This is a genomic window from Mesorhizobium sp. B2-8-3, assembly GCF_006440815.1.
Lineage (GTDB): Bacteria > Pseudomonadota > Alphaproteobacteria > Rhizobiales > Rhizobiaceae > Mesorhizobium.
This window is the reverse complement of the sequence record NZ_VFTW01000002.1, coordinates 395,783-411,518: the sequence shown is the minus strand read 5'-3', so window position 1 is coordinate 411,518 and position 15,736 is coordinate 395,783. Positions and strand designations below refer to the sequence as shown.

General features: G+C 65.2%; 16 protein-coding genes. 1 reads left to right on the top strand and 15 read right to left on the bottom strand.

All coding sequences use genetic code 11. From position 1 onward, the window contains the following. Positions 1-22 precede the first annotated feature (22 nt). The 4 genes from FJ418_RS04850 to FJ418_RS04835 all read right to left on the bottom strand — a co-directional run bounded on the left by FJ418_RS04850 (position 23) and on the right by FJ418_RS04835 (position 3,952). On the bottom strand, positions 23-697 hold the full coding sequence (locus FJ418_RS04850; protein ID WP_140863953.1) for an amino acid ABC transporter permease: 675 nt from the start codon (positions 695-697) through the stop codon (positions 23-25). A 185-nt stretch (positions 698-882) separates the two neighbouring features. Beyond that, positions 883-1,680 (bottom strand): ABC transporter substrate-binding protein, encoded by a 798-nt coding sequence (locus FJ418_RS04845; RefSeq protein WP_140647095.1) that lies wholly within the window; start codon positions 1,678-1,680, stop codon positions 883-885. An 88-nt stretch (positions 1,681-1,768) separates the two neighbouring features. Continuing rightward, positions 1,769-2,959: a pyridoxal phosphate-dependent aminotransferase gene (locus tag FJ418_RS04840; protein ID WP_246682944.1), complete on the bottom strand. Its 1,191-nt coding sequence runs from the start codon at positions 2,957-2,959 to the stop codon at positions 1,769-1,771. Between the two features lie 231 nt (positions 2,960-3,190). After that, positions 3,191-3,952, bottom strand: a complete 762-nt coding sequence (locus FJ418_RS04835) for an HpcH/HpaI aldolase/citrate lyase family protein (RefSeq protein WP_140863949.1) — start codon at positions 3,950-3,952, stop codon at positions 3,191-3,193. A gap of 122 nt (positions 3,953-4,074) precedes the next feature. Between FJ418_RS04835 and FJ418_RS04830 the strand changes: the two genes are divergently transcribed. Then, positions 4,075-5,166 (top strand): LLM class flavin-dependent oxidoreductase, encoded by a 1,092-nt coding sequence (locus tag FJ418_RS04830; protein WP_140863947.1) that lies wholly within the window; start codon positions 4,075-4,077, stop codon positions 5,164-5,166. Here the strand turns inward: FJ418_RS04830 and FJ418_RS04825 are convergent, their stop codons facing one another. From FJ418_RS04825 to FJ418_RS04775, 11 genes are all read right to left on the bottom strand, one after another. Next, positions 5,167-5,562: a RidA family protein gene (locus FJ418_RS04825; protein ID WP_140863945.1), complete on the bottom strand. Its 396-nt coding sequence runs from the start codon at positions 5,560-5,562 to the stop codon at positions 5,167-5,169. A 43-nt stretch (positions 5,563-5,605) separates the two neighbouring features. After that, on the bottom strand, positions 5,606-6,754 hold the full coding sequence (locus FJ418_RS04820; protein ID WP_140863943.1) for an acyl-CoA dehydrogenase family protein: 1,149 nt from the start codon (positions 6,752-6,754) through the stop codon (positions 5,606-5,608). Between the two features lie 237 nt (positions 6,755-6,991). Beyond that, on the bottom strand, positions 6,992-7,804 hold the full coding sequence (locus tag FJ418_RS04815; RefSeq protein ID WP_140863941.1) for an enoyl-CoA hydratase family protein: 813 nt from the start codon (positions 7,802-7,804) through the stop codon (positions 6,992-6,994). Continuing rightward, entirely contained in the window at positions 7,801-8,265 is a 465-nt protein-coding gene (locus FJ418_RS04810) for a MarR family transcriptional regulator (RefSeq protein ID WP_140647102.1), read from the bottom strand. The genes FJ418_RS04815 and FJ418_RS04810 overlap by 4 nt, the downstream gene beginning before the upstream one ends. Continuing rightward, positions 8,259-9,032 carry an SDR family NAD(P)-dependent oxidoreductase gene (locus FJ418_RS04805; RefSeq protein WP_140863939.1) on the bottom strand — a complete coding sequence of 258 codons (774 nt, stop codon included), beginning with the start codon at positions 9,030-9,032 and terminating at the stop codon, positions 8,259-8,261. The genes FJ418_RS04810 and FJ418_RS04805 overlap by 7 nt, the downstream gene beginning before the upstream one ends. Beyond that, entirely contained in the window at positions 9,029-11,323 is a 2,295-nt protein-coding gene (locus FJ418_RS04800; protein ID WP_140863937.1) for a bifunctional salicylyl-CoA 5-hydroxylase/oxidoreductase, read from the bottom strand. Before FJ418_RS04800 ends, FJ418_RS04805 begins: the two co-directional genes overlap by 4 nt. A 190-nt stretch (positions 11,324-11,513) precedes the next feature. Then, complete coding sequence (locus FJ418_RS04795; protein ID WP_246680625.1) at positions 11,514-12,113, bottom strand: VOC family protein; 600 nt, start codon at positions 12,111-12,113, stop codon at positions 11,514-11,516. A 75-nt stretch (positions 12,114-12,188) separates the two neighbouring features. After that, the gene (locus FJ418_RS04790; RefSeq protein ID WP_140863935.1) at positions 12,189-13,019 is read right to left on the bottom strand and encodes an ATP-binding cassette domain-containing protein; all 831 of its coding nucleotides are present in this window, start codon (positions 13,017-13,019) and stop codon (positions 12,189-12,191) included. Further along, complete coding sequence (locus FJ418_RS04785; protein ID WP_140863933.1) at positions 13,012-13,890, bottom strand: ABC transporter ATP-binding protein; 879 nt, start codon at positions 13,888-13,890, stop codon at positions 13,012-13,014. The genes FJ418_RS04790 and FJ418_RS04785 overlap by 8 nt, the downstream gene beginning before the upstream one ends. Further along, complete coding sequence (locus FJ418_RS04780; protein ID WP_140863930.1) at positions 13,887-14,735, bottom strand: ABC transporter permease; 849 nt, start codon at positions 14,733-14,735, stop codon at positions 13,887-13,889. Before FJ418_RS04780 ends, FJ418_RS04785 begins: the two co-directional genes overlap by 4 nt. Then, complete coding sequence (locus FJ418_RS04775; RefSeq protein ID WP_140863928.1) at positions 14,728-15,735, bottom strand: ABC transporter permease; 1,008 nt, start codon at positions 15,733-15,735, stop codon at positions 14,728-14,730. Before FJ418_RS04775 ends, FJ418_RS04780 begins: the two co-directional genes overlap by 8 nt. Between the last annotated feature and the right edge of the window lies 1 nt (position 15,736).

The following is a 15,736-nucleotide window of genomic DNA, read 5'->3' as shown; positions in this document are numbered from 1 at the left end:
CTTGGATGGGGACGGGTTGGCGTCAGCGCGTCTTCTCTGTCTGGAAGCGGCGCTCGAGCAGGCTGACCAGGCGAACCATCGGCCAGAGGAAGATCAGATAGACCAGCGCCGCGCCGATCAGCGGCGAGGGGTTCGCGTAGAGCGACTGTGCATTGGTCGCTTCCTTCAAGAGTTCCGGCAGCGCCACGGTCGAGGCGAGCGAAGTGTCCTTGAACATCGAGACGCAGTTGCTGGTCATTGGCGGGATGACCACGCGGATGGCTTGCGGCAGCACCACTTTGCGCAGAGTGAGTATGAACGGCAGGCCGAGCGCCTGCGCCGCCTCGAACTGGCCCTTCGGAATGCTCTCGATGCCGGAGCGGAACACTTCGGCCGAATAAGCCGACATGATGATGGCGAATGCCGTCACGGCGGACGCCCAGGACGACAGGCGGATGCCGAGGAAAGGCAGCGCGTAATAGATCAGGATCAGCACGACCAGCACCGGCAAGGCGCGGAAGATGTCGGTGTAGCCGATGGCGAGCCAGCGCAGCGGTTTTGGCGCGTAGAGCCGCACCAGGCTGATCGCTAGCCCCATGACGATGCCGATGACGATGCTCATAATTCCAAGCAGCAGCGTGTTGAGGAAGCCGCGCAGCAGCGCCGGCAGGCTCGACACTATGACGTCGGGATTGAAGAAGGTGTCGATCAGCGACATGGGGTGTTCCCGAACCGTGTCAGAGCAATTCCAGGAAACGTGTGAAACGGTATTCCGTCCGGAATTGCGTAAAAACGAGGGTAGAGGCCCGAAACATCAGATCAGGTCTGCCCTGGGTTCCGGGAGAAAGGAAACGAGCCGTGCGGGCCTCGAAAGCCGACACGGCTCGTTTTTCGTCAGTCCGCTCAGGCCTTGGGCAGCGGCATTTCCTTGACGGTCGAGGAATCGGCCGGCGCATCGGTGCCGAACCACTTCTTGTGGATGGCGGCCAGCGTGCCGTCCTTCTTCATCGCCGTCAGCGCGTCGTTCAGCTTGCCGAGCAGCGGATGGTCCTTGGTCATCATCAACCCGTACTGTTCGCCGGTCTTGATGCGCTGCTTGACCACGAGGTCCTTCATCTTCTGGAAGGAGTACTGCATGCCGGGGACGTCGCTGACGGCAGCGTCGACGCGGCCGGCGCTGAGGTCGAGCAGAAGGTTCTGCTGCGTGTCGTAGCCTTTCACGTCGCTGAAGCCGTCGGCTGCCTGGTGGTCCTTGACCCAGGTCTCGCCGGTCGAGCCGGACAGCACGCCGACGACCTTGCCCTTGAGATCTGCCTCGGCGTTGATCGCGCTGTCGGTCTTGGTGGCGATGCCCATGTCGGAATCATAATAGGGCTGCGTGAAGGACTGCGACTTCAGCCGCTCGGCCGTGATGGTGATCGAGGAGATGGCGACGTCGATGCGCTTCGAGGTGGTGGCGGCGAACAGCGCCTGGAAGCCGAGATCGGCGATGTCGGTGGTCATGCCGATGCGCTTGGCCGCCTCGTTGACGATGTCGACCTCGAAGCCTTCGAAAGTGCCGCTCTCGTTCTTGTATTCGAAGGGCGGATTGGTCGGATAGGCGCCGACATTGAGCACATCGGCGGCATAAGCGGTGGCGGGGCCGGCGGCGATGCCGATGGCGGCGGCCAGAACAAGCAGGTTGCGACGCGTAAAGCTCATTTGGTTTCCCTCTGGGTCTTCCCTCTGGTTGTTGATCGGGCGGGCTGACCCCGCACGGCTTCTTGCCGTCCCGCCTCCCAGCGGGGCGTCAATTCATGGCGGCGACCATGCGGGTGAGCGCGGTCGCTATCTGGTCGCGGTCGCGGCAGACGCACATTCTGAGGAATGCCGTTGCCGAGCTTCCGAAGAGATGGCCGGGGGCCAGCCCGACGTGGGCCGTCTCCAGGATCCTGGCGCAGGCTTGCCGGGCGTCGCTCTCACCCTCAAGCGCAAAGAAGGCATACATGCCGCCGCGCGGTTTGGTCGGCAGGATGATGCCTGGGATTTGCGCCAGCCTGTCATAGGCAAGGTCGAGGCCGGTCCTGATCCGCTGTCTGATTTCCTCGACCAGCGGCTCGCCCTGCCGGATCGCCGCCACGGCGCCGGCCTGGATCGGGGCCGCGGTGCCGCTGTTGATATATTGCGTCATCGCGCCGAGCTGGTCGGCAACGCCTGAAGGATGCGTCAGCCAGCCGATGCGCCAGCCGGTCATCGCCCAGGCTTTCGAGAAGCTGTTGACCGACAGCACCCTGTCGCCGTCCTCGGCGATCTGCAGGATCGAGGGCGCGACGTCGCCGTCGAAATAGAGCCGGCCATAGACCTCGTCGGAGATGATCCAGATACCGGTGCGCCGGCTGAAGTCGAGCAGCGCCTGCATCTCTTCGCGCGTCGCCGTCCAGCCGGTCGGGTTGGACGGCGTCGACAGGAAGATGGCGCGGGTGCGCGCGTCGCAGGTGGCGAACAGCCGGTCGAGGTCGAGCCGCCAGTCATCCTTGAAGTCGAGCGAGAACGGCCGCGGCTCGCCGCCGATCAGGTGGATGGCGTTGTGGATGTTCGGCCATTGCGGCGCGACATAGACGACGTTGGTGCCTGTATCGACCAGCAGCTCGAGCGCAAGGTACAGCGCCTGCATGCCGCCCGGCGTTACCGTGGTCCGCGCGATCGGGATCGAGCGGCCATGGATGCGCGTCTGGTACTCCGACAGCGCCTCGTTCAGCGGGCCGTGCCCGCGCATGTTGGGAACGTAGAAGGTCAGGCCCTCGTCGAAAGCGGCCTTTGCCGCGTCGCGGATGAAGGCGGGCGTCACCATGTCGCCCTCGCCGTACCAGAGTGCGATGACATCGCCGAGCTCTCGCGCGCGAACCGCCAGGTTTGCGATGTTTTCCGTGTGCAGGTCGCGAATTTGCGCCCGCACGCCATCGAAAGCATAGCGCGCGCTGGACGACGACTGGGGCAACACAAACGACAAGGACTGAAACCCCTTCCACCAACGATGGACCGACCGGAAAAGCCCCTCCGCCACGGCAGTCGCATCAGCTTCGGATGCTATCCAAAGCGTGGCGCTTTTCAAGGCAAAAGTTTTAAGCTTAAAAAGTTGGCTGGCCTGTCGCTTCGCCGATACGCCTTTTGACCGCGATCGTCATTAGGCGTGTTGAGGCCAGGCCGGCATCAACTGAATATCAACATGCCTTTAGCCCAGTTCGGCACGCGCGGCGGTGCAGTTGGCCGCGGCGCCGGCGCCAAGAAACATCGTGTCGCTGGCCAGCACGAAGAAGCTCGCGCCGATGGCTGTCCATCGGCCGACATTCTGCGGGCTGGCGCAAAATATGCCGGCGGTCCTGCCATGCGCCACCGCCACGCCGATGATTGTCCTGATCGCCTGGGAGAGCTTGTCCGCGCCCGCCGGTCCGACGGCATCGATCGACACCGAGAGGTCGCCTGGGCCGACGAAGACAACATCGATGCCGTCGACGGCTGCGATCGCCTCGATATTGGCCAGCCCCTCGGCGGTCTCGACCTGAATGGCAACGACAATCCGCTCATTGGCGGCGGCAAGATATTCGGGAATGCGATAGCCGTAGCCGGCGGCCCGACCGGGGCCGACACCGCGCTCGCCGAGCGGCGGATAGCGCGAGGCCTTGACTGCCATCGCCGCCTGGGCCGCTGTCGAGACGCGCGGGATCAGCACGCCTTGCGCGCCACTGTCCAGCGCCGCCTGGATCGCTTCCGGCGCATGGCCGGGAACGCGCACCATGGTCGGCACACGGTGCACGTCGGCCGCGCGCAGCATGGTCTCGATCGTCTCGCGCGAAATCTGCGCGTGCTCCCAGTCGATGCAGAGGAAATCGAGGCCGGACGACGCCATCACTTCGATGGCGACCGGATGGGGGATGGCGGCGAAGGACCCGATGAGGTTCGCCTTGCCGATGCATTTCTGGCGGAATTCGCTCATGCCTATCCCCTTTTCGCGTTGCCCAATGCATATCCGCAAACTGCGGTGAGGCGAAGCTGTTTCAGGCTTGAAATATTTTTCTCCGGGCCTAGCGTGTGGGTCTTCCGCCACGAGTTCCGGACATGACCAAAGCGCACCCCCTGCACGGCCCGAACAGACTGAAGCTCGGCGTCTTTTCCACCAACGCCGATGGCGGGCTGGCCATCACCGATGTGCCGGAACGCTGGACGGCAAGCTGGCAGGATAATCTGACGGCGGCGCAGATCGCCGATCGCGCGGGCCTCGAATTCATGCTGCCGATCGCCCGCTGGCGCGGCTTCGGCGGCCGCAACAAGGTGCGCGAATTCTCCTTCGAGACCTTCACCTGGGCGGCGGCGCTTGCCGCCGTGACCGAACAGATCGGCTTGTTCATGACTGTGCATGTACCGCTGGTGCATCCGCTCTATGCCGCCAAGGCGCTGGCGACGGTCGACCATATCAGCCAGGGCAGGGCGGGGCTCAACATCGTCTGCGGCTGGAACCCGAAGGAATTCGGCATGTTCGGGACGCCGCTGGTCGAGAAGGGTTATGACCAGGCAGCCGAGTGGATCGAGATACTCGAACGGCTTTATGCTTCAAGCGAGCCGCTCAACCATGAGGGCGCTTACTATCGGCTGAAGGAGGCGGTGAGCCGACCGGCCAGCCTGCAGGTGCCGCGCCCGGTGACGATGAACGCCGCTTTCGGCGGACCGGGCCGGGATTTCGCCGCCGCCAGATGCGACTATCTTTTCACGACCTTCTCGGAGATGAGCGATGCCGGCAAGCATGTCGCCGATATCGGCGAGCGCGCCGCCAAGGCGGGCCGCGACGTAGGCGTCTACACCGTGGCGCATGTGGTCTGCCGCCCGACCATGGAGGAGGCGCAAGCCTATTACACGCGCTACGCCGTCACGATGGCCGATCACGAAGCGGTCGACGCCCATATGGCCGGCAAGAAGGAATTCTCGCAATCGCATGATCCGCATGCCTATGACCGCTACCGCCAGCGTTTCGCCGGCGGCGCTGGCACATATCCGCTGATCGGCACGCCGGAAACGATTTCCGCCGACATGGCGGCGATCGCCGCGCATGGCTACCAGGGCATCGCGCTGTCCTTCGTCAACTACACCCAGGAACTGCCCTATTTCTGCGACCACGTGCTGCCGTTGCTAAGGCAGGCGGGCCTTCGCCAGTAGCTACTCGGGTATCACAGCCGTCGCTTGAATCTCCACCTTGGCCCGGTCCTCGACAAGCGCCACCACCTGCATGGCGGCCATCGCCGGGAAATGCCGGCCGATCACGTCGCGGTAGGCTTCGCCGATGCCTTTGAGGTTGCCGACATACTCGGCCTTGTCGGTGAAGTACCAGGTCATCGAGGTGATGTGCCGCGGCCCACCGCCGGCTTCGGCGAGCACGGCGACGACATTGGCGAGCGTCTGGCGCACCTGGCCGACGAAGTCGTCGGTCTCGAATTTGCACTCGGCGTTCCAGCCAACCTGGCCGCCGACGAACACCAGTCGTCCCTGTGCGGCAACGCCATTGGCGTAGCCGACCGGCTTGGCCCAGCCTTCGGGCTGCAGGATCGTATGCATGTCTGGCCTCCCCCTATTTCAAATTTGGTCCGCAAGCATCGCGTCACGCCCCGCCTATCACCTGCCTGGCAATCACCACCTTCTGCACGTCCGAAGCGCCCTCATAGATGCGCAGCGCCCGGATCTCGCGATAGAGGCTCTCGACGATGTGGCCCTTGCGCACGCCGTCGCCGCCATGCATCTGCACCGCCTTGTCGATCACCTCCTGCGCCTTGTCGGTGGCGAACAGCTTGGCCATCGCCGCTTCGCGCGTCACCCGCGCGGCGCCCATGTCCTTGGTCCAGGCGGCGCGGTAGATCAGCAGCGCGGCGGCATCCACATCCAGCGCCATGTCGGCGATGTGGCCCTGCACCATCTGCAATTCCGCCATCGGCGCGCCGAACAGCTTGCGCTCGCTCGCCCGCTTGACGCTCTCGTCCAGCGCGCGTCGTGCGAAGCCGAGTGCCGCCGCGCCCACCGTCGAGCGGAAGACGTCGAGCACCGACATGGCGATGCGGAAACCATCGCCGGGCTTGCCGACAAGCGCGGAAGCCGGAACCCGCACATTGTCGAAGGAGAGCCGCGCCAGCGGGTGAGGCGCGATGACCTCGAGCCGCTCGGCGACGCTGAGCCCCTTCGCGTCGCTAGGCACGACGAAAGCGGAAATCCCTTTCGCGCCGGGCGCCTCGCCGGTGCGGGCGAACACGACATGGAGGTCTGCGATGCCGCCATTGGAGATCCAGGTCTTTTCGCCGCTAAGCACATAGTCGCCGCCGTCGCGGACAGCGGTCATCTCCATGTTGGCGACGTCCGATCCCGAGCGCGGCTCCGACAGCGCGAAGGCGGCGATCGCTTTGCCCGCGCGTGTCTTAGTGAGCCACTGCTGCTGCTCCGGCGTGCCGAACAGCGTGATCGCACCGGCGCCGAGCCCCTGCATGGCAAAGGCAAAGTCGGCCAGCCCGTCGTAGCGGGCCAAGGTTTCGCGCGTGATGCAGAGCGCACGCACGTCGAGCGGTCCAGGGTTGCCCGGGTCGAGCGCCGTTGGTTTCAGCCAGCCATCGCGGCCGAGTCTAGCGACGAGTTCGCGGCAGGCGGCGTCGACGTCGTGATGGTCGACAGGGAGATTTCGTTGGCACCAGGCTTCGAGACGCTCGGCGAGCTCGCGGTGGCGGTCCTCGAAGAAGGGCCAGTCGAGGAAGGAGCGGTCAGGCATTCTCGCCTCCCCAGTTCTGCGAGGCTTGCACTCTACGGCGCCCCCCTCTGTCCTGCCGGACATCTCCCCCACAAGGGGGGAGATTAGCAGCTTGGGCGCCGCCGCTATTCTTGCGAGGGTGGAGATTGGCGAAAGCGGACGCGACATCTGATCTCCCCCCTCGTGGGGGAGATGTCCGGCAGGACAGAGGGGGGCGCTGTCCCGCCAGCATGTCCTTGTTAAGCGGACACAACATCCTCAATTCCCCTCGAACACCGGCTTCTGCTTCGCCACGAACGCCTGATACGCCCGCTCGAAATCGCCAGTCTGCATGCAAATCGCCTGTGCCTGCGCCTCGGCCTCGATGGCCTGGTCGAGGCCCATCGACCATTCCTGGTTGAGCTGCGTCTTGGTGATGCCATGCGCGAAGGTCGGGCCGGCGACGATGCGCGCCGCCAAATCGATCGCATCGGCTTCGAGCGCCGCCGGCTCGACCAGCCGGTTGTAGAACCCCCAGCGCTCGCCCTCGGTGGCGCTCATGGTGCGGCCGGTGTAGAGCAACTCGGCCGCGCGGCCCTGGCCGATGATGCGCGGCAGGATCGCGCAGGCGCCCATGTCGCAGCCGGCGAGGCCGACACGGGTGAACAGGAAGGCGGTCTTTGCCTCCGGCGTGGCGATGCGGATGTCGGAGGCCATGGCGATGATCGCGCCGGCGCCGACGGCCACGCCGTCGACCGCGGAAATGATCGGCTTGCCGCAGTTCAGCATCGCCTTGACGAAGTCGCCGGTCATGCGCGTGAAGGCGAGCAGTTCCTTCATGTCCATCTTGACCAGCGGCCCGATGATGTCGTGGACATCGCCGCCTGAGCAGAAATTGCCGCCATTGGGCAGGAACACCACGGCATCGACATCGTCGGCATAGACCAGGTCGCGAAACGTGTCGCGCAGCTCGGCATAGCTGTCGAAGGTGAGCGGGTTCTTGCGCTCGGGACGGTCGAGCCGAACCTTCGCGACCTTACCTTCGACTTCCCAGAGGAAGTGTTTTGGCTTGAGCTTTGCCATGGCGCTCATTCGCGTCCCTCCCAATTGCTGCGGAACGATTTCAGCATGCCGGCCAGCCGCCGTGCCTCGTCCTCGCTGACATTGCCGAGCAGCTCGCCGACCCAGCTCTCATGTGCGGCGGCGATCGCGGCGAAAGATCTCGTGCCTTCCTCGGTCAGTCGCACCATGGAGGTGCGACGGTCGCCATTGCGCCGCGCCCGCGTCACCAGCCCTTCCGAAACCAGCCGGTCGACAATGCCGGTGACATTGCCGTTCGACACCAGCAGGAAGCGCGACAGGTCGCTCATCAGCATGCCTTCCGGCACGCGGTAGAGCGCCGCCATCACGTCGAAGCGCGGCAGCGTTGTGTCGAACTCCTTCTTCAGCCGCTCGCGCAGCTCGGCCTCGATGGTGCGCGAGGCGCGCAGCAGGCGTATCCACAGCCGCAGCCTGTCCTTGCCCGGTCCGGCGGACGTGGGTCCCGCTACCATGTTTCACCTCCCGAGACCGAGATTGCTTGCCCGGTGATCGACCGCGCGGCGCCGCTGCACAGCCAAAGCACCGCCGTCGCGACTTCCTCCGGCTGGATGAAACGCCCTTGCGGGTTCGTCGCCGCGAGGTTCGCGCGCGCTTCATCGGTGGAACGTCCCGTCTTCTCGACGATGCGCTGGACGGATTCCTCAAGCATGTCGGTTTCGACGAAGCCCGGGCAGACGGCGTTGACGGTGACGCCGGATTTGGCTGTTTCGGCGGCCAAAGCCCGCATCAACCCGACCACGCCGTGCTTGGCGGCGACGTAAGGCGCGACATAGGCATAGCCTTTGAGGCCCGCGGTCGAGACGACGAAAACAATCCTGCCCTGTTTGCGCCCCAGCATTCCCGCGAGCGCCGGCTTCACAGTCAGGAAGGCGCCGGTGAGGTTGACGTCCAGCGTGCGCTGCCAGTCGCCCAGCGAAGTCTTGTGCGCCGGCGCACTAACCGCCATGCCGGCATTGGCGACGACGATGTCGAATGGTCCGCGCGCGGCTTCCGCCTTCTCGTGGAGGGCTGTCATGTCGGCCTCCTTCGTGACATCGGCGGCGGCAGCAAAGATGCGGTCGCTTTCCTTTGCGACCTCGGCAAGGGCAGCTTCGCGCCGCCCGCAGATGGTGACGGCCAAACCTTCTGCCGCCAGTGCCAGCGCGATGGCCCTGCCGACGCCGGAACCGCCGCCGGTGACCAGCGCGTGCTTGCCGGCGATTTCGCGCGCGGCGCTCATACTTTGAGCCCCGCAGCCGCTTCGCGCTCGGCCAGCCGGTAGATCTGGTCGCGTCCGGGCAGATAGGGATCGGGCCATTTGACGCCGCGATCGCCGAGCATCACAGCCGCGTGCAGCGTCCAGTAGGGATCGGCAAGATGCGGCCTGGCCAGCGCCACCAGGTCGGCGCGACCGGCCATCAGGATGGAGTTGGCATGGTCCGGCTCATAGATGTTGCCGACCGCCATCGTCGCCATGCCGACCTCGTTGCGGATGCGGTCGGAAAACGGCGTCTGGAACATGCGGCCATAGACCGGCTTGGCGGCGATCGAGGTCTGCCCGGCCGATACGTCGCAAAGGTCGACGCCGGCCTCGTGCAGCATCTTCGCGATCTCGACCGCGTCCGAAGGCGTGACGCCTTCGATGCCGACCCAGTCATTGGCCGAAATGCGCATCGAGATCGGCTTTTCGGCCGGCCACACCGCGCGCACCGCATGGAAGATCTCCAGCGGATAGCGCATGCGATTTTCCAGCGAGCCGCCATATTCGTCGGTGCGGCAGTTGGTCAGCGGCGTGATGAAGGCCGACAGCAGGTAGCCATGCGCGGCATGGATCTCCAGCATGTCGAAGCCGCAGCGCGCGGCCATCTGGGCCGAGGCGACGAACTCTCCGCGGACCAGATCCATGTCGGCGCGGTCCATCGCCTTAGGCACCTGGTTCCTCGGCGACCATGGCACGGCCGACGGCGCCATCACCGGCCAGTTGCCGGTAGCAAGCGGCACGTCCGTTCCCTCCCAGCCGACACGGGTCGAGCCCTTGGCGCCGGAATGGCCGATCTGGGCGCAGATCTTTGCTTCGGTCTCGGCATGGACGAAATCGACCAGCCGCTTCCAGGCGACCTCATGCTCCGGTCTGTAGAAACCCGGGCATCCAGGCGTGATGCGCCCTTCCGGGCTGACGCAGGTCATCTCGATGTAAAGCAGGCCGGCGCCACCTTTGGCGCGCTCGGCATAGTGCGAAAAATGCCAGTCGGTGGGGCAGCCGTCGATCGCCTTATACTGCGCCATCGGCGAAACGACGATGCGGTTGGCTAAAGTCATGTCGCGCAGCTTGAATGGCGCGAACATCGGCGCGCGGCGCAGGCTGTTGCCGCCGGCGCCGGCCTTGCGCTGGAACCATTCCTCGGCGCCCGCCAGCCATTCGGCATCGCGCAGGCGAAGGTTCTCGTGGCTGATGCGCTGCGAGCGGGTGAGCAGCGAATAGTTGAACTGAACTGGATCGAGGCCGAGATATCGTTCGACTTCCTCGAACCATTCCAGCGAATTGCGCGCCGCCGATTGCAGCTTCAGCACCTCGGTGCGCCGCGCATCCTCATACTTGCGGAAGGCCGCTTCGAGGTCCGGCTCGGACTCGACATAATCGGCGAGCGCCACCGCGCTCTCCAGCGCGAGCTTGGTGCCGGAGCCGATCGAGAAATGCGCCGAGGCCGCCGCATCGCCCATAAGTGCCAGGTTCTTGTAAGACCAGCGCTCGCACAGCACGCGCGGGAAATTGATCCAGGCCGAACCTCTGATGTGGTTGGCGTTGGTCATCAGCGGATGGCCGCCGAGATGCTTTGTAAAGATGCGCTCGCAGACCGCGATCGATTCCTGCTGCGTCATCTGGCCGAAACCGAACGCAGCCCAGGTCTGTTCGCTGCACTCGACGATGAAGGTCGCGGTCTCGCTGTCGAACTGGTAGGCATGCGCCCACACCCAGCCATGCTCCGTCTTCTCGAAGATGAAGGTGAAGGCGTCGTCGAATTTCTGCGTCGTGCCCAGCCACACGAACTTGCATTTGCGGGTGTCGATGTCTGGCTTGAAGACATCGGCGAAGGCCGCGCGCGATTTCGAGTTCAGCCCGTCGGCGGCGACCACCAGATCATGCGTTTCCATGAAGGGTTTCGGGTCGGAAATATCGGTCTCGAACATCATCTTGATGCCGAGCTCGCGGGCGCGCCGCTGCAGCAGGACCAAGAGCCGCTTGCGCCCGATGCCGCAGAAGCCATGGCCCGAGGACACCGTGCGCACACCGTCATGGATGACGGCGATGTCGTCCCAATAGGCGAAATGCTTCTTGATCCAGACGGCGCTGACCGGGTCGTTCCTGGTCACGTTCTCCAGCGTCTCCGCCGACAGCACCACGCCCCATCCGAACGTGTCGTCGGCGCGGTTGCGCTCATAGAGCGTCACCTCGTGCGCGGCGTCGCGCAGCTTGAGCGAGATGGCAAAGTAGAGGCCGGCTGGTCCGCCGCCGAGAACCGCAACCTTCATGTCTTGCGATCTCCTCCAGAGCAATTCCGGGAAAAGTAGCGGTTTTCCGTCCGGAATTGCGTGAAACGCTCTAAGGCATCGGGAACGCCGGCAATGCCGGCGATCCCAATTTTCAGTATTGCGCCGCGCGGCAGTTATTTCAAGCTTAAAGTTTCATAATTGAATGATCACCGCCGGCGCGTTTGGTTCTTCACTTGGTCGGATCCTTCGGGCTCCACAACACTGTCTCGGCGCCCTTTTCATAGGCCATCCCATCCGGGTAGCTGATCGCCTCCAGCTGCAGCCCCCACGGCGCCTGGAAATAGAGGATGGTCTGGCCGGCCGCCGGCCCCTCCTTGACCGGGAGCGGTCCCATCCTGGTCTTCACTCCCTTGGCCTCCAGATAGGCCTTCGCGGCGGCGACGTCGTCGACATAGAAGGCGATGTGGAAGCCGCCGATGTCGCTGTTCTTCGGCGTCAGATCCTTCTGGTCGGGCGCGGTGTACTTGAACAGCTCGATGTTCGAGCCATAGCCGCAGCGCACCATGGTGATCTCCTCGATCACCGCCTTCGGATCGACGCCGAGCACGTCTTGCATGAACGTGCCCTTGTCGTCGGCGAACGGGCCGAAGGACATCGCCTTCTTGCAGCCGACGACATTGGTGAAGAAGTCGACGGCCTGCTTCATGTCGGGCACGGTAAGGCCGGTGTGGTCGTGCCCGCGCATGCCGGGGATCGCATCCGCCGATGCGGCCCCCATTGAGCCGAACAGGATTGCGGCAAGCATCGCGCCGCGAGTTGCGTAGTTCATGTCACCCTCCGTTTGCGGACTCACTTGTCCTTGCGCACATCCGAGGCCCGCTGGTCGGCGTGCGGATAGCTCAGTTCATTCGGGCGCCTTCGCCGCTGGCTGCAGCCAGTCCGGATCGATCTCCGGCAGCGGAATGGCGGCGAGCAGGTCGCGCGTGTAGGTTTCCTTCGGGCTGGCGAACAGCGCATCTGTAGCGCTCGCCTCGACGATCCTGCCTTCGCGCATGACGATGACCTGCTGGCAGAGCCGCCGGATCACCGACAGATCGTGGCTGATGAAAGCGACCGTCAGCCCCATCTCGGCCGCCAGTCTTTCCAGCAGCGTCAGGATCTGCGCCTGCGTCGAGACGTCGAGGCCGGAGACGATCTCGTCGGCCAGCACGAATTTCGGCGACAGCGCCAGTGCCCGCGCGATGCCGACGCGCTGCCGCTGGCCGCCCGAAAGCTCGTGGCGGTAGCGGCTGGTAAAACTCTGCGGCAGGCCGACGCGCTGCAGGGCTTCCGCCACGCGCTCTTTCAGCCGGTCGCCAAGCCCGTTCTGCCTCAGGGGCGCAGCGATGATGCTGAAGATCGTGTGGCGCGGGTTGAGCGACGACATCGGGTCCTGGAAGATCATCTGCAGGTCGCGGCGAAGTGGCCTCAGCTCGGCTTCCGAAAGACGGCTGATGTCGCGCCCTTCGAAGCCGATCGAGCCCGCGCTCGGCTCGATCAGCCTGACCAGCGCGCGTCCGAGCGTCGACTTGCCGGAGCCGGACTCGCCGACGATGCCGGTGACCGATCCCTTGGGCAGGTCGAAGTCCAGCCCTTTCAGGATTTCGGCCAGCGGCGCGCGGCCGATCAGCCGCTTGCGCGTCATGTCGGGCAGCGCCACCTTCAGCCCGCGCACGGAAAACAGCGGCTCAGCCATGGCCGGGCTTCCAGCCTTTGTCGGCGGCGGCGATCTCGGCCGCCAGCCCGGCAAGCACGCTTTCGTCCACCGGCTTCAGCGAGGCATACGGATCGGTGTAGCGCGGCGTCGCCGCGATCAGCGCGCGCGTGTACGGATGCTGCGGGGCCGCCAGGAGCTGCGCGGTATCGGCCTCCTCGACCACCTTGCCGGCATAGAGCACCGACACCTTCTGGCTGATCTTGGCGACGACGCCGAGGTCATGGGTGACGAACAGGATCGCCGTGCCGTGATCGCGCTGCAGTTGCGCGATCAGCCGCAGGATCTGCTTCTGCACGGTGACGTCGAGCGCCGTCGTCGGCTCGTCGGCAACGATCAGCCTCGGCTCCGCCGCGAAGGCCGCCGCGATCAGCACGCGCTGGCGCATGCCGCCGGAGAGCTCATGCGGGTAGCTTTTCAGCACGCGCTCCGGGTCGCGGATCTGCACCTCGTCGAGCAACTGACGGATGCGCTGGTCGGCTCTCTTTGCGCTCCAGCCGAGGATGCGCACCAGCCGGTCGGTCATCTGCGGGCCGATGCGCCGCGACGGGTTGAGCGCGGTCAGCGGATCCTGCGGGATCAGCGCCGTGCGCGCACCGATCAGGTTCCGCCGCGCCTTGGGATCGAGCCGGCCGAGATCCTCGCCCTCGATCAGCATATCGCCCTCGACGACGCGCACGCTTTTCGGCAGGACGCCGAGCACCGCCTTGCCGATCATCGTCTTGCCGGCGCCGCTCTCGCCGACCAGCGCGCGCACTTCGCCCGGCTGGACAGCAAGCGACACCGAGCGCAGCACGCGCTGGCCGTTGGGGAGCACGGCGCTCAAGCGGTGGATTTCGAGGCACGCGCTCATTGCAGTACCGGATCGAAGCGCGCCTTCAGCGCTTCGCCAAACTGGCTGAAGGAAAGCACGGTGAGTATCAGCGTGATCAGCGGGAACACCAGCACCCACCAGGCCTGATGGATCGACAGCCGGCCCTCGGCGATGATGCTGCCCCAGGTCGGGTCGTCGGTCGAGATCGACAGATTGACGAAGGAGAGGATCGCCTCGACGATCACGGCGATGCCCATTTCGAGCGACAACAGCGCCACCACCGACGGCAGCACATTGGGCAGCACCTCACGCAGCATGATGCCGATGCGGCCGTAACCGGCGATGCGCGCGCTCTCGACATAGTCCATGCGCGCCTGGCTCATCGCCTCGGCGCGGATGACCCGGCAGAAGCGTGTCCAGTCGATGATCGCGATGGCGAGGATGACGGAACTGAGCCCCGTGCCCAGCACCGCGACCAGAAGGATCGCGAACAGCACCGGCGGGAACGCCATCCACACGTCGACGATGCGCGAGATGATGCGGTCGGCCCAGCCGCCGAAATAGCCGGCGATCAGCCCCAGCGCCGAACCGAGGAGACAGGCGGAGGTCGCGGCGGCGAAGGCAACGATGAAGGCGATGCGGCCGCCGAAGATCAGGCGTGACAGCAGGTCCCGGCCGAGGCTGTCGGTGCCCAGCCAATAGCCCGGCTCGGCGCCGTCGAGCCAGAAGGGCGGCAGGCGCTCCAGCATCAGGTCCTGCGCCAGGGGATCCTGCGGCGCGACCAGCGGCGCGAAGATCGCCGCCAGCAGCGCCAGCACAAGCCAGCCGCCGGCCAGCCACAGCCGCGGGCTCAAGCCGCGTCGGGCGATGCGCGCGTCATCCATGGCGCAGCCTCGGATTGAGCAGCGCATACATCATGTCGACGGCAAGGTTGATCAGCACGAAGAGCAGCGCGAACACCAGCACGATGCCCTGGATCAGCGGCAGGTCGCGGTTGATGACGGCGTCGATCGCCATGTTGCCGAGGCCCTCATAGGAGAACAGCCGCTCGACGATGACCGTGCCGCCGATGAGGAAGGTGAACTGCACGCCGACCAGCGTCAGCGTCGGCAGCGCCGCGTTCTTCAGCGCCTCGCGTAGGATCACCTGCGTTTCGGAAAAACCCTTGACCCGCGCCAGCACGACATAGTCGAGGTCGAGCACTTCCTTCAGCGACTGTTTCAGGAGCTGCGCGATGATCGCCGCCAGCGGCAGCGCCAAGGCCACGGCCGGCATCAGCATGTGCTTGAGCAGGTCCCAGGTCAGGTCGAAGCGTAACCTGAGGATGCTCTCGACCAGATAGAACTGGGTGACGAAGGGCAAATCGAGCTGCGGCGAAACTCGACCTGAAATGTCGAACACCGGCACCAGCACGCCGAACAGCAGGATCAGTACAAGGCCCCACAGGAAATCGGGGATGGAGAGCGTCGCGCCGCTGGCGATGTCGATGCCCGCTTCGAGCGCCGTGCCACGCGAGCGCGCGCCGAGGATCGCGGCCGTGGCGCCGATCGCGATCGCCATCAGCAGCGCCACGGTCGCAAGCTCCAGCGTCGCCGGCAGCCGGTTGAAGACCAGCCCGAGCACGTCCTGGCGCAACGAGATCGACGTGCCGAAATCGCCATGCAGCACGCCGCCGAGCCAGATGAAGAATTGCTGCACGATCGACTTGTCGAGCCCGTAGAGCGCGCGCAGCCGCGCAATGTCGTCATTGCTGGCGCCGGGCGGCAGCATCATGGCGATCGGGTCGCCGGGCGCCACGCGGATGACGACGAAGACGACGATGGCGACGCCGAACAGCGTCACCAGCATCGTCAGCAGACGAACGAGGAATCTCTGCAGCAGCATG